This window comes from Bacteroides sp. M10 (genome assembly GCF_014334015.1).
Classification (GTDB): Bacteria; Bacteroidota; Bacteroidia; order Bacteroidales; family Bacteroidaceae; genus Bacteroides; species Bacteroides intestinigallinarum.
On record NZ_CP060488.1, the window covers coordinates 2,984,826 to 2,997,718 of the forward strand.

At 43.7% G+C, this 12,893-nt stretch carries 13 protein-coding genes and 1 tRNA gene; 8 read left to right on the top strand and 6 right to left on the bottom strand.

Annotated elements, in window-relative coordinates; genetic code table 11:
• Positions 1–32: 32 nt before the first annotated feature.
• Genes H8796_RS10570 through H8796_RS10580 form a run of 3 tightly spaced genes read right to left on the bottom strand, consistent with a single transcriptional unit; the run spans position 33 to position 2,587 of the window.
• Entirely contained in the window at positions 33–920 is an 888-nt protein-coding gene (locus tag H8796_RS10570) for a DUF5683 domain-containing protein (RefSeq protein WP_009000351.1), read from the bottom strand.
• Complete coding sequence (locus tag H8796_RS10575; RefSeq protein WP_009000352.1) at positions 921–1,811, bottom strand: ParB/RepB/Spo0J family partition protein; 891 nt, start codon at positions 1,809–1,811, stop codon at positions 921–923. It abuts the gene before it with no gap.
• 11 nt (positions 1,812–1,822) lie between these two features.
• On the bottom strand, positions 1,823–2,587 hold the full coding sequence (locus H8796_RS10580; RefSeq protein WP_009000353.1) for a ParA family protein: 765 nt from the start codon (positions 2,585–2,587) through the stop codon (positions 1,823–1,825).
• Positions 2,588–2,943: 356 nt separating this feature from the next.
• On the opposite strand from H8796_RS10580, the gene surE reads away from it, so the two are divergent.
• The 3 genes from surE (at position 2,944) to H8796_RS10595 (ending at position 5,767) form a co-directional block, all read left to right on the top strand.
• Complete coding sequence (gene surE / locus H8796_RS10585) at positions 2,944–3,711, top strand: 5'/3'-nucleotidase SurE (protein WP_117937718.1); 768 nt, start codon at positions 2,944–2,946, stop codon at positions 3,709–3,711.
• A 43-nt stretch (positions 3,712–3,754) separates the two neighbouring features.
• The gene (gene lpxB, locus H8796_RS10590) at positions 3,755–4,891 is read left to right on the top strand and encodes a lipid-A-disaccharide synthase (RefSeq protein ID WP_117937717.1); all 1,137 of its coding nucleotides are present in this window, start codon (positions 3,755–3,757) and stop codon (positions 4,889–4,891) included.
• Positions 4,892–4,984: 93 nt separating this feature from the next.
• Positions 4,985–5,767 carry a NigD-like protein gene (locus tag H8796_RS10595; RefSeq protein WP_117937715.1) on the top strand — a complete coding sequence of 261 codons (783 nt, stop codon included), beginning with the start codon at positions 4,985–4,987 and terminating at the stop codon, positions 5,765–5,767.
• A 102-nt stretch (positions 5,768–5,869) separates the two neighbouring features.
• On the opposite strand, the gene H8796_RS10600 is transcribed toward H8796_RS10595, so the two are convergent.
• From H8796_RS10600 to rsfS, 3 genes are read right to left on the bottom strand one after another with little or no spacing between them, the layout of a single operon-like run.
• Positions 5,870–6,718 carry a phosphatidate cytidylyltransferase gene (locus H8796_RS10600; protein WP_117937713.1) on the bottom strand — a complete coding sequence of 283 codons (849 nt, stop codon included), beginning with the start codon at positions 6,716–6,718 and terminating at the stop codon, positions 5,870–5,872.
• Between the two features lie 16 nt (positions 6,719–6,734).
• Positions 6,735–8,885: an ATP-dependent zinc metalloprotease FtsH gene (gene ftsH, locus H8796_RS10605; RefSeq protein ID WP_032852107.1), complete on the bottom strand. Its 2,151-nt coding sequence runs from the start codon at positions 8,883–8,885 to the stop codon at positions 6,735–6,737.
• Positions 8,886–8,894: 9 nt separating this feature from the next.
• On the bottom strand, positions 8,895–9,254 hold the full coding sequence (rsfS, locus tag H8796_RS10610; protein WP_117937711.1) for a ribosome silencing factor: 360 nt from the start codon (positions 9,252–9,254) through the stop codon (positions 8,895–8,897).
• A 264-nt stretch (positions 9,255–9,518) separates the two neighbouring features.
• Between rsfS and H8796_RS10615 the strand changes: the two genes are divergently transcribed.
• The 5 genes from H8796_RS10615 to H8796_RS10635 all read left to right on the top strand — a co-directional run bounded on the left by H8796_RS10615 (position 9,519) and on the right by H8796_RS10635 (position 12,887).
• A tRNA-Gln gene (locus H8796_RS10615) sits at positions 9,519–9,589 on the top strand.
• A gap of 173 nt (positions 9,590–9,762) precedes the next feature.
• A complete protein-coding gene (locus H8796_RS10620; protein WP_117937710.1) occupies positions 9,763–11,025 on the top strand; it encodes a site-specific integrase in 1,263 nt (420 codons plus the stop codon).
• A complete protein-coding gene (locus tag H8796_RS10625) occupies positions 11,022–11,279 on the top strand; it encodes a hypothetical protein (protein ID WP_022274962.1) in 258 nt (85 codons plus the stop codon). The genes H8796_RS10620 and H8796_RS10625 overlap by 4 nt, the downstream gene beginning before the upstream one ends.
• Before the next feature lie 22 nt (positions 11,280–11,301).
• Positions 11,302–11,613 carry a helix-turn-helix domain-containing protein gene (locus tag H8796_RS10630; RefSeq protein ID WP_117937742.1) on the top strand — a complete coding sequence of 104 codons (312 nt, stop codon included), beginning with the start codon at positions 11,302–11,304 and terminating at the stop codon, positions 11,611–11,613.
• A gap of 5 nt (positions 11,614–11,618) precedes the next feature.
• Entirely contained in the window at positions 11,619–12,887 is a 1,269-nt protein-coding gene (locus H8796_RS10635; RefSeq protein WP_117937708.1) for a DUF4373 domain-containing protein, read from the top strand.
• Positions 12,888–12,893: the final 6 nt, after the last annotated feature.

A 12,893-nucleotide genomic window follows, 5' to 3' on the forward strand; every position in this document is an offset into this window, starting at 1 on the left:
TTCAATAATAAGATCAATCTAAATTGTGTTTTTTAAAATCGTAATACGCATTGCAGACCAACCGACTTGTTTTTAAAACTGTTGGAGCGGAACTGGTTGTTATTATCAATAACGGCCGGCTCTACTTTCATACTCAAGTCGGGGGTTATATCGAAGTTGGACAACTCCGCATCTACATAAGCGTCGATGATAGAGATCAGGTAAACTCCGATAAATGCAAATATACTAAGGTCCCGATAACGACGGAACATATCTTTTCTTCTTTTTAAGGTGTTTTTCAACTGCTCCTCATTATAAGTGGAATTCGGGGGCAACAAATCCTCGTAACTTTTGGTGTTCGGATTGCTGTCCATGATGTCCAGATAGGCTTGCGAATAGTCTTTGTACATCTTGCCGTTCCAGCTTAAAGCGTAGGCACAACCTGCAAACCCTCCATATATAATAGGTAGTTTCCAGTATTTACGATTGTAAATCTGTCCTCCACCGGGGAATACGACTGCCAGCCAGGTAGCTTTGGTCGGATTCGGGATAAATATCTTCTTGTTAATATCTTGAGTCGTTGGCGGTACACTGTCGGTCTTTACAACAATCGATGCCGGCTGCTCTATCTTTTTCAGCTCTTTTTTGTTGGCTGCGTCCAGGCTGTCTGCTATCTGTATCTTGGCAGCCGACAAGCTGTCGATGGCCGGAAGTTCTTTGGAGGGTATAATTCGGATAGAATCCTGTCTTGTAGAATCCTGTGCAATCGGCTCACGATGTCTTCGTGCACGGGCTTTCGGCGCTTCACGCTGTATGATTGTTGTATCTTTCCGTACCGGAGTAACAGTGGACTGTGCATACACATCAATCCCTGCCACCTGTAAAAAACAGAGAAGCAGGGCGCTGACTAGTAACTGATATTTTTTACTTTTTCTTGTCATTTACTTCTTTAGCGTATCGAAGATTTCCATGATACGTTCCAGTTCCTCCTCGTTACCGAAAGGAATACTGATCTTTCCCTTTCCCTTTTCAGAGCAAGTGAGTTGTACCTTGGTGTTGAAAAAGCCAGAGAGTTGTTGCTTCAATAAGTTGAACTCTTCGGGAAGTTTGGCACGTTTCGGTGTTATTTTCCGTGTGCCGCTTTTCACCGCTTCTCCTTCGCTTAATGATTTAACAATTTCTTCTACTTTGCGGACTGAATATCCGTGCTCTTGTATTTCTTCGAATATTTTAACTTGTAGTTTAGGGTCGCCTAATGAAATCAGCGCACGGGCATGTCCCATGTCCAGCTGTTTGTTTTGCAGGGCCATCTGTATTGGAGCCGGCAATTTCAGTAAGCGCAGGTAGTTGGCGATCGTCGTTCTTTTTTTTCCGATACGTTCGCTAAGACGTTCCTGTGTCAATTCATACTGATCGAGCAGATGCTGGTAGGCAAGTGCGATTTCTACGGCATTCAGGTCTTCACGCTGGATATTTTCAATCAGCGCCATTTCCATCATGTTTTCGTCATCGGCAGTGCGTATATAAGCAGGGATTGTTTTCAAGCCTGCTCTTTGTGAAGCGCGATAACGACGTTCTCCCGCGATGATCTGATATTCATCGTCCGAGAGTTTGCGTAAAGTAATAGGTTGGATGATACCGATTTCCGCAATGGAATCAGCCAGTTCCTGCAACGCTGTTTCGTCAAACTCACGGCGGGGCTGGTTAGGATTGACAGTAATCTTTGCCAGCTCTATTTCATTAATGGAAGAAGACCCTTCGGTTTTCACATCATCCATTGAGAGCAAGGCGTCTAAACCGCGTCCTAATGCATTTCTTTTTTGTGTTGCCATATCTTCTTCTTTTATTTATTTCGGTTGATAATCTCTTTAGCAAGAGCCAAGTGGTTCTTGGCACCGGTAGATTCCGCATCGTAAAGGATGGTCGGAACACCGTAGCTGGGAGCCTCGCTCAATTTCACATTTCGTTGAACAACGGTATTGAACACCAGTTCCTGGAAATGCCGTTTCACTTCGTCATAGATCTGATTAGCCTGACGCAGACGAGAATCATACATCGTCAGCAGGAAACCTTCGATCTCTAAAGCCGGATTCAGTTTCGACTTGATGATTTTGATGGTATTCAACAGTTTGCTGATACCTTCAAGAGCGAAATATTCGGCTTGAACGGGAATAATCACCGAATCCGCTGCCGTTAGGGCGTTGATCGTGATTAGTCCTAATGAAGGAGAACAGTCTATCAGAATATAGTCATATTCTTTCTTCAAAGGAGTGAGCACTTCTTTTAGTATCTTTTCTCGGTTTGGGAGGTTCAGCATTTCAATCTCTGCCCCTACAAGATTGATGTGCGAAGAGATCACTTTCAAAGAATCAATCTCCGTGTCAAGGATAGCGTCCTGTACATTGGCTCTGTCAATAATACACTCATAGATAGTGCATTCCGACTGCTTGATGTCTACTCCCAGACCGGAAGAGGCATTAGCTTGCGGGTCGGCATCTACCACGAGAACCTTTTTTTCCAGTGTAGCAAGTGAAGCTGCGAGGTTAATCGTAGTCGTTGTTTTTCCTACACCACCCTTTTGATTGGCCAAAGCAATAATTTTTCCCATATTCTCTAAATTTATTGGCAGCGAAATAAGTGATAAATCCTTAGAGCGCCTACGAAAAAAGAGAAACTTTGCAATTTCTGTTGATAAGTCGCCTGTTTTGTTAATAACTGTCGGACGAAACGGTTACAAAACTTCAACAGGTTCATCATCTACTTTTCTCTTTAACGAGCTTGCAAATATACATATTTATATTGGATATCTATTTCTTTTTTTGCTCGCTTGCAGAAGATTAAGATTTGTAAACGGGTAGGAGTGGGGTGGGAAGAGACTTTTCGATCTGATGTAGGGAGGTGTTTGGCGATACGGCTTCTTTTTGTTACTTTTGTGCGAATATAAAAAAGGAAAGGATTGAAGATATGGAAAATGAAAAGCCGTTGATACTTGTTTCAAATGACGATGGCGTGATGGCTAAAGGGATTAATGAACTGGTGAAGTTTCTTCGCCCTTTGGGAGATATTGTGGTAATGGCACCTGATGCTCCGCGCTCGGGCAGTGGTTGTGCGCTGACGGTGACGCAGCCTGTTCATTACCAGTTAGTAAAGAAAGAAGTAGGTTTAACTGTTTATAAATGTTCGGGAACACCGACCGATTGCATCAAATTGGCACGGAACACAGTGCTCGACCGGACACCGGACTTGGTAGTCGGTGGTATCAATCATGGAGATAACTCCGCCACTAACGTACACTATTCTGGCACAATGGGAGTGGTATTCGAAGGTTGTTTGAATGGAATCCCTTCTATTGGCTTCTCTTTGTGCAATCATGCACCCGATGCCGATTTTGAAGCTGCCGGACCTTATATTCGCAGTATTGCCGCCATGGTACTGGAAAAAGGACTTCCTCCTTTAACCTGCCTGAACGTAAATTTCCCGGATACAACCGATATCAAAGGAATCAAAATCTGTGAACAGGCAAAAGGCCGTTGGACGAACGAATGGGCTGCCTGTCCCCGTCTGAACGATCCGAATTATTTCTGGTTGACCGGTGAATTTACCGATCACGAACATGAAAATGAGAAGAACGATCATTGGGCTTTGGCAAATGGCTATGTTGCTATCACTCCGACCACGGTTGATGTGACAGCTTATCACTTTATGGATGAACTTAACAACTGGTTTAATTAGTTGATATTACCTATCATTTATCAACTATCAACTATCAACTATTATGAAGTATTATCTGATTGTCGGCGAAGCTTCCGGCGACTTGCACGCTTCTCATCTGATGGCTGCCTTAAAGGCAGAAGATCCGCAGGCTGATTTCCGGTTTTTCGGAGGTGATTTGATGGCTGCCGTCGGAGGAACGATGGTGAAACATTATAAAGAACTGGCATACATGGGTTTTATTCCCGTGTTGCTCCATCTGCGCACTATCTTTGCAAATATGAAGCGTTGTAAAGAAGATATTGTTTCCTGGCAACCGGATGTTGTTATTCTGGTGGACTATCCGGGATTCAATCTGGATATAGCCAAGTTTGTTCATGCAAAGACACAGATTCCGGTTTATTATTATATTTCTCCGAAGATATGGGCGTGGAAAGAGTATCGCATCAAGAATATAAAACGAGATGTAGACGAACTTTTCTCCATTCTTCCTTTTGAAGTAGAGTTCTTCGAAGGAAAGCATCAATACCCCATCCACTATGTTGGTAATCCTACCGTGGATGAGGTGGCGGCTTATCAGGAAGCTCATCCGAAAAATAAGGATCAGTTTATTGCGGAGAATCAACTGGAAGATAAACCGGTAATAGCTCTTCTTGCAGGTAGCCGGAAACAGGAAATCAAAGATAATCTGCCGGATATGTTGAAGGCTGCTTCTGCTTTTCCCGATTATCAGCTTGTTCTGGCGGGTGCTCCTGCCATTGCTCCCGACTATTATAAAAAATATGTAGGAGAAGCGAAAGTGAAAATCATTTTCGATCAAACCTATCGTTTGTTGCAGCACGCAGATGTGGCTTTGGTCACTTCAGGCACGGCTACTCTTGAGACGGCATTGTTTCGTGTTCCCCAAGTCGTTTGTTATTACACTCCGATAGGGAAAGTGGTTTCCTTCTTGCGGCGTCATATCTTGACCGTGAAATTTATTTCGTTAGTTAATCTGATTGCCGACCGTGAAGTGGTAAAAGAGTTGGTGGCGGATACGATGACCGTGAAGAATATGCAAAGTGAATTGAAAAATATCATTGAAAATGAAGCATATAGAAATGAAATGCTTTTGGGATATGAATATGTGGCCGAACGGTTGGGACCTGCCGGTGCTCCCCGTCATGCAGCTCGTGAAATGCTGCGCTTGTTGAAAAAATAACTTTCTTTTTCTGAATAAACGTAAAGCCGATGCAGTAATTGCACGGCTTTTTTATTTATTAAGCAGAAGACTAAAAAAAGAAAGGAAAAAGATATGAAAAAAATTAAGTGGCTTTTAGGAATGTTGTTATTGGCATTAGTGCCAATGTTGCAATCATGTGATGATGATGGTTATTCTATCGGAGATTTCAGTTGGGATTGGGCGACCGTTCGGGCAACCGGTGGAGGAGGTTATTATTTGGAAGGTGATCGTTGGGGATTGATTGATCCGGTTGCTACTTCCATACCTTGGTTTAAACCGGTGGACGGTGAACGTGTAGTGGCCTTTTTCAATCCTTTGTATGACATGGAAGGAGGAAAAGGAGTTCAGGTAAAGATGGAAGGAGTACAGGAATTGTTGACAAAGGAAGTGGAAGATATGACCACAGAGGAAGAAGCGGTGGAATTCGGCAATGATCCTATCCTGATTTATCAGGGTGACATGTGGTTGGGAGGAAAATTCCTGAATGTTATTTTCCGTCAGGAGCTGCCTCGCTCGGAGAAACATCGTATCAGTCTTGTACAAAATAAGATAGAAACGGGAGAATCATCAGAACCGGGGACATTGAATGTGGCTGAAGATGGTTACGTACATTTGGAACTGCGTTATAATACATATGAGGATGTGACTGACTATTGGGGATGGGGACGAGTTTCTTATAATCTGGAAAAGTTCTTCCCAACGGAAAAAGATGCCGAATCAACAATGAAAGGTTTTAAAGTGACTATAAATTCAAGAGAACATGGAGAAGGAAGAGTGATCGTTCTTGATCTGGATCATCCGGTAGGTGTGCCGGAAGCTGCGAAGGATGTACACTCCACTTCTTCGATCCGATAACCTAACTATGATTTACTGTGTGTGAAAAAGGTCGGGATACTTCTATCGAAGTTCCCGACCTTTTGTATTGTGTGCAATTCTAATCGATGAGAAAAACTCCTGTTAGAACCATGTTAATGCATATAGGTAAACGACTGCTGCCGGTATGGCCATCAAAGAACTGTCAAACCGATCGAGCATCCCTCCATGTCCCGGAAGAATATTTCCCGAATCCTTTACGTGCAATTGGCGTTTTAGCAATGACTCCGTCAGGTCGCCCCATGTACCGAATATAACCACTACCAATGCCAGTCCTGCCCATTCCATCATTGACATAAATGGGAAGTAGTGAGCAAGTATAAAAGACACTCCGATTGCTACAACTCCGCCGCCGATAGAACCTTCCCATGATTTCTTGGGAGAGATGCGTTCAAAGAGTCGGTGTTTGCCTATCAGTGAACCGATGCAATAAGCACCCGTATCATTCAGCCAAAGGAAAATAAAGATGGATAACGGTAGAATCGGATTATAGCTTATGTTACTGAATTCCGATGCCGGATCATTATGGAAAGCCAATACATTCAGCAAAGCAAAAGGCAGACCGATATAAAGTTGGCTAAGCATCGAATAAGCCCAGTTAAGTACTGGGTTCTCCTTTTTCAGATACAACTCGCTAATCATCATGTAAAGCAATAAAAGCACATACGGGATGAATATTTTCGAATCGGCTGCATCAATGCAGAATCCCATGATTGCGAGGAATAAATAAGCCCCGCCGAGCATATTAATGTTCTTGTTTATCTTGACTCCTTCTGCGCGCATATTTACCAGCTGTGCAAACTCATAAATAGTCAGTGCACTGATAGCGGTGAACAGAATGCCAAAACTGAATGCGTCATAAAGGATGCACCCTACCAAGATGGCAACGAAGAGTACACCCGTAATAGCTCGTTTTATGAAATTGTTAATCAAAATCTATTCGTTTTAATTAGTTGGACCCGTTAGCTTGTTCTTCTCCATTGGACTTACCCTCTACGGTAACTTTGCCTTCCACTGTAACCTTGTTACCTGCTGCGGCAACTTTGGTGTCGATGGGTGCTTGTTCCTCTGCAGTATTTTCAGCTTCCTCTTCTTTGATTTCTTTTTCTTCTTCTTTCAACTTTTGGGCAAGTTCCCTTTCAGCTCTTGCGGCATCCTGGCTTTCTTTAGCAGCCATGATTTCTTCCGAACGCGAAGCCCAGGGGCGTTTGCCGAAGATACGTTCAACGTCTTCCGCAAAGATTACCTCTTTGTCAATCAGTAATTGCGTCAGTTCGTTGTGACCTTCTTTGTGCTCTGACAGAATTCTCTTGGCGCGGTCATACTGCTCGTTCACCATTCTCTTGACTTCTTCGTCAATTAGTTCGGCTGTCTTTTCGCTGTATGGACGGTTGAAAGAATATTCATCGTTGTTGTAATAACATAAATTCGGCAGCTTGTCGCTCATACCTAAATAAGCAATCATGCCGTATGCCTGTTTAGTCACTCTTTCCAAGTCGTTCATGGCACCAGTTGAAATGCGGCCGAGGAATAAATCTTCAGCGGCGCGTCCTCCTAAAGTAGCACACATTTCATCCAACATCTGCTCCTTAGTAGTAATCTGACGTTCTTCCGGCAGATACCAGGCAGCTCCTAATGCACGTCCGCGGGGAACGATAGTTACCTTAATCAACGGATTGGCATATTCCAATAACCAGGAGATAGAGGCGTGTCCTGCTTCATGCAAAGCGATGGAACGTCTTTCAGCTTCCGTAGTAATCTTGGTTTTCTTTTCCAGACCACCGATGATACGGTCTACCGCATCCAGAAAGTCTTGCTTGCCTACAAATTTCTTTCCGTGGCGGGCAGCGATCAATGCAGCTTCATTGCAGACATTGGCGATATCCGCACCCGAGAATCCCGGAGTTTGGCGAGCCAGCAAGTCTACATCAACACTATCGTCTATTTTGATCGGGCGCAAATGCACACCAAATACTTCTTTACGTTCATTCAAGTCGGGCAGATCCACATGTATCTGACGGTCAAAACGTCCTGCACGGAGCAACGCTTTATCAAGTACGTCTACACGGTTAGTAGCAGCAAGGATAATTACACCGCTGTTGGAACCGAAACCGTCCATCTCTGTCAATAACTGGTTCAAGGTGTTTTCGCGTTCGTCATTTCCTCCCATTGCAGGATTTTTGCCACGAGCACGTCCTACGGCATCAATCTCATCGATAAAGACGATACAAGGAGCTTTCTCTTTGGCCTGTTTAAACAAGTCGCGAACACGGGATGCACCTACACCTACAAACATTTCCACGAAGTCAGAACCTGCTAGTGAGAAGAAAGGAACATTAGCTTCACCCGCCACAGCTTTGGCAAGCAAAGTTTTACCGGTTCCCGGAGGGCCTACCAGCAATGCTCCCTTGGGTATCTTACCTCCCAAATCCGTATATTTCTGCGGTTCCTTCAAGAACTCTACAATTTCCTCTACCTCTTGTTTTGCTTCTGCCAAACCCGCTACATCCTTAAATGTAATCTTGATGGCTCCACCTTTTTCAAAAAGCTGGGCTTTTGATTTTCCTACGTTAAATACACCGCCGGGGCCACCACTGCCACCTCCGCTCATACGGCGCATGAAGAAGATCCATAACGCTACAAGCAAGACAAGCGGGAGTATCTGAATCAGGATTGCGGGAAAAATATCCGATTTGGGCGGATAGTCGGAAGAACCGTCAAAATGACCGGCTTCCTTTTCTGCCTGCAAAAACTCTTCCAGTTTATCGGTAGATGGCGTTCTACTTGTAATGATAGGGTTACGTCCCACTTTGGTAGAGTCCGCTCCAAAAACAGCCCCTACAGCAGTCGGTTTAAGAAAAGCTTCGATTGACTTATCTTCATAACCCAATACTTTGCTTACATAGCCCTTTTTTACGTAGTCCTGAAACTCACTGTAAGTTACAGCTTTGCTTCCAGCTCCCTTTGAATCACTGCCCCACCAGAGGCCGAGAAGCATAAGGGCAATAATCATATACATCCAGTTCAGGTTGAACTTAGGCATATTAACCTTATTGTTAGGTTTATTGCTATTGTTATTATTGCTATTATTATTGTCCATAATCATTAATTAGTCTAGATCGGGGATTTGAGTAAGTTTGGCATCTGCCCAAAGGTGTTCAAGATTATAAAAATTTCTTGTCTCCGGTAAAAAGACATGTACCAGTACGTCGGCATAGTCCATTGCCACCCATTCTGCATTCCGGAGTCCATCGATTGCATAAGGTTTGCTATCCGCACCTTTACGTGTAAATTCTTTGATTGAATCTACAATGGCATTCACTTGACTGGGAGAATTTCCCTGACAGATAACGAAATATTTACAGATGGTATCTTCTATGCTGGTTAAATCGGCAACGATTATCTTTTTACCTTTTTTCTCTTGAATTCCTTCTTTTATTTTTTCAATTAATACTTTAGTATCGTTCATTCCTGTAATTGAGATTAATAATTCATGTTCTCTATTTGTTTATAACAAAAAAAGGCAATCCTTTGTTTCTGGCTATAAACGTGATATTTTTGACAAATATACGCTGATTTATTGGATACAAGAAAGTTATCCCTCAATTTTTGTGTTTTTTAGTGGAGATACTTTTGTTTAGAAAGCTTATTTGGACATTTTTGCAAAAAAAATATCAGAATTGTTTTGAATTCCCAAAATATTTGTATCTTTGCACCCGCAAACGAAAATCATTGGGCTATGGTGTAATGGTAACACTACAGATTCTGGTCCTGTCATTCCTGGTTCGAATCCAGGTAGCCCAACAAATCACCAGCTTTTTACTGACAAAAACCCGCTAAAAATGCAATTTTAGCGGGTTTTTTTGTGCTTTGACAAATGCCATCCGAAAAAAGTTGACGCTAATTCGGTGGCTAATTCGGTGACACGAATGCTCTTTTTTGATATTTTTTTGAGTGGTTCTCAAAAAAAAATAACGATGAGCCAAAAAAAGCAAACTTTCAATGTTCTTTTCTGGATAAGGAAAGGAAGAACGAATGAAAAACTGTCACCTCTTTCATGTCGGGTTACGATTTCGGGGCAAAGATACGAAATTCCCACGAAACTACACCTACGGTCTGAATCATGGTCGGCAGTTGCTCAAAAGTCACTCGGCAAAACCGCCAACGACAAAGAAGCCAACCGGTATATCGAAGATTTGAAAATCACGATCGAAGATACCATCTCCAAGATTAGGCAGAAGAACTACCCTCTCAACATTGAGAACTTCAAACTTATGTTCCAGACACAAGACAATGAGTTCTCTACTATCAGCACATTATTTGATTACCACGAAATCATGGAGAAGAAAAATCTCCGTGCCAGTACATTTGTCGGCTATCACGTCACAAAGAAACACCTGCTCAACTTTATACGTATCAAATACCATGTCTCTGACTATGACTTGACGGCTATTGACAAAGCTTTCGTTTATGAGTTTTACGCCTATCTGCAAGGGTATAAGAGGGAAGGAGATACTGTATGTGCTGTCAATGGAGCATTGAAGCATATCCAGCGTTTCAAAAAGGTGATGAATGTCGCCCTGCAAAATGAATGGATAAGCCGGAACCCTGTCTGCCTGCTCAACGCCAAGAAAACGAAAGTAGAAAGAGGATTCCTGTCCGAAAAGGAACTGAAGAGCATCGAGGAAGTCCCTTTGCCCGCCAACCTCTCCATCGTGAGGGACGTGTTCGTATTTGCTGTCTACACCGGACTGTCATTTGTCGACATCAGCAACCTGACCAATGAAAATATAAATGTCGGTATCGACAAAAGCTTGTGGCTGAATTACTATCGTCAGAAAACGGACATACACGCCATGCTACCTTTGTTGCAGCCTGCTGTCTGTATATTAAAGAGGTATGAAGCATACCACGAAGGAAAACGGACTAATCATGTATTCCCGGTACCGCCCAACCAGGTGGCAAACCGATACTTGAAAAAAGTGGCCAAGGAAGCGGGAGTAGAGAAAAATATCACTTTTCACATGGCTCGCCACACCTTTGCCACCACTATCACCCTGTCTCACGGCATACCGATTGAAACTGTGTCAAAAATGTTGGGGCATACCAGCATCAAGACGACACAAATCTACGCTAAGATTCTAGATACGAAAGTCATGGACGACATGGCAGCTCTCAAAGAATTGTACACTAGGAAGGAAACGCAAAAATCACCCAACAACAAAGCCGTAAACGAATGAAAGCAACCGCAACTATCAACCAGGTAGAACTAGAACAAAAAGCTATCGACAGCATGATATCGTATGAGAAAGGCTTCATCACCTATTCAGAAATGGAGAAGGCGGTTAGTGATGCGCTGCGGTATTATGGCAGTAGGGAAGGACACCGGAGAATTGTTTTGAAAGGCTGGATTATAAAGACGATCTACGCCCTCGACAGCGTCCAACTGAAAGACCTTGACCGGATTACTTTAGAATACTTGAATGAATATTAATCACATAAAAAAAAGCAGAATTATGAAAACAGAAACCAACAGTATGAGAATCGTGAAACCTGAAAAGGAATCTGAAAAAGCAGCCACAGAATCTCAACAGGAGAAAGCCTCCGGAAAACCGAAATGCCAGCCTGTCCAGTTCGACGCCATCCCCGAAGATTCTGTATTCATCCGCTCCACGGACGTATGCAAATTGCTCAACATTAGCAACTCAACGTTGAGGAATCTGCGGGCTTCGAAAGGCATTCCTTTCTATAAGTTGGGCGGAACGTTTCTATATAATAAAGAGGAAATAATGAACTACCTCGCATCCAATTACAGTAGAAGAATCTAGCGAAAATGGCAAAAACAGGATTATCATATTATCAGGCGGAAACCGACCGCTTTCAGGACATCAAGGTGAAACGCCTGAAGAAGCGGTACGGCTGCGAAGGGTATGCAGTGTACCAGTATATCCAAAACGAGATATACCGGGTTGAAGGCTGTTATATCCGTTTCACAGACGACCAAATGTTCGACGTTTCCGAATACTGGGGCATTGAAGAGGAGAGGGTAGAAAAGATCATTGAATATTGCACGGAAGTGGAATTGTTCGATACCATCACTTGGCATACGAATCATGTACTTACTTCTGTGGATATTCAGCAGCGATACCTTGAAATCTGCCGGAGAGCCAAGAAAAAAATAGTACTGCCCGAAGACATACGGCTTGTCGAGATACAAGATGCGCCATCCGGCATGGATAGTGCACCGCTACCTGCGCCGCTACCTCTTTTCTCCGGTCAGGAAATCGAGACGAAAACGGGAAAAGCAGTTTATGGTTCTCCCCAAATGGATGCCCGAAGCGAGACTACGACCGGTACCGGAAAAGAGACTGCAACTGGTACCGGAAAAGAGCTCGCAACCGCTGCCGGAATATCTTCCGGCGCCATTATTCCGCAGAGTTCTGCGGAAACTCCGGAAACTCCGCGGAATTCTGCGGAAAAACGGCACAAAGAAAAGGAAAGTAAAGAAAATTCCCCCTCTATCCCCCAGGCTATTCCGCAGACAAGGGATGAGGAGGACAACGTTTCACTCTCTCCGGATGGGAATAGGGGAAATATTTCCGCAGAATCCTGCGGGAAACGTCCGGAACATTCCGAAGATTACCGTTTGAAGTTGCAGCGGTTGGGTGAAACTTGCTACAATCTGGGGTGTTCGAAAGGAGATGTCCGGAAAGTCCTGATGATAGAAAGCATAGCCTTGGACGACAGCCCGATATGGCAACTGATTGAAGAATTGAAAGCGAGCGGCGGACGTTATTCGTTCACCGGAGATGTGTTGCCCGCCCTGTGGGGACTGGTGAAGACGGGACGCCTGCGGATGATGGAAGAGTGTACGGATGAGGTGAAAGAGGGCGTTCATAACGTCAGGCAGATGCTGTCGGGTATCGGCGTGCCGAGCTACGACATGGACGAACTATGCGAAGAAGCGAAAGGCAAAGAAGATGTCCTGCAGGAAGTAATACGGGAAATTCGACGATCGAAAGGACGGATTCTTTCGGTGAGCTGCTTCATCAGGTCACGGCTGAAAAAAGCGCAGAAAAATGAATTGCAAAAAACGGCATGAGCCACA

Bases quoted from the DNA above. Each gene is read 5' to 3' on its own strand.
- H8796_RS10570 (WP_009000351.1), bottom strand. From the start codon at position 920: ATGACAAGAAAAAGTAAAAAATATCAGTTACTAGTCAGCGCCCTGCTT.
- surE (WP_117937718.1), top strand. From the start codon at position 2,944: ATGGAAAATGAAAAGCCGTTGATACTTGTTTCAAATGACGATGGCGTG.
- H8796_RS10625 (WP_022274962.1), top strand. From the start codon at position 11,022: ATGAAAGCAACCGCAACTATCAACCAGGTAGAACTAGAACAAAAAGCT.
- ftsH (WP_032852107.1), bottom strand. From the start codon at position 8,885: ATGGACAATAATAATAGCAATAATAACAATAGCAATAAACCTAACAAT.
- H8796_RS10595 (WP_117937715.1), top strand. From the start codon at position 4,985: ATGAAAAAAATTAAGTGGCTTTTAGGAATGTTGTTATTGGCATTAGTG.
- H8796_RS10630 (WP_117937742.1), top strand. From the start codon at position 11,302: ATGAAAACAGAAACCAACAGTATGAGAATCGTGAAACCTGAAAAGGAA.
- H8796_RS10620 (WP_117937710.1), top strand. From the start codon at position 9,763: ATGAGCCAAAAAAAGCAAACTTTCAATGTTCTTTTCTGGATAAGGAAA.
- rsfS (WP_117937711.1), bottom strand. From the start codon at position 9,254: ATGAACGATACTAAAGTATTAATTGAAAAAATAAAAGAAGGAATTCAA.
- H8796_RS10635 (WP_117937708.1), top strand. From the start codon at position 11,619: ATGGCAAAAACAGGATTATCATATTATCAGGCGGAAACCGACCGCTTT.
- lpxB (WP_117937717.1), top strand. From the start codon at position 3,755: ATGAAGTATTATCTGATTGTCGGCGAAGCTTCCGGCGACTTGCACGCT.
- H8796_RS10580 (WP_009000353.1), bottom strand. From the start codon at position 2,587: ATGGGAAAAATTATTGCTTTGGCCAATCAAAAGGGTGGTGTAGGAAAA.
- H8796_RS10575 (WP_009000352.1), bottom strand. From the start codon at position 1,811: ATGGCAACACAAAAAAGAAATGCATTAGGACGCGGTTTAGACGCCTTG.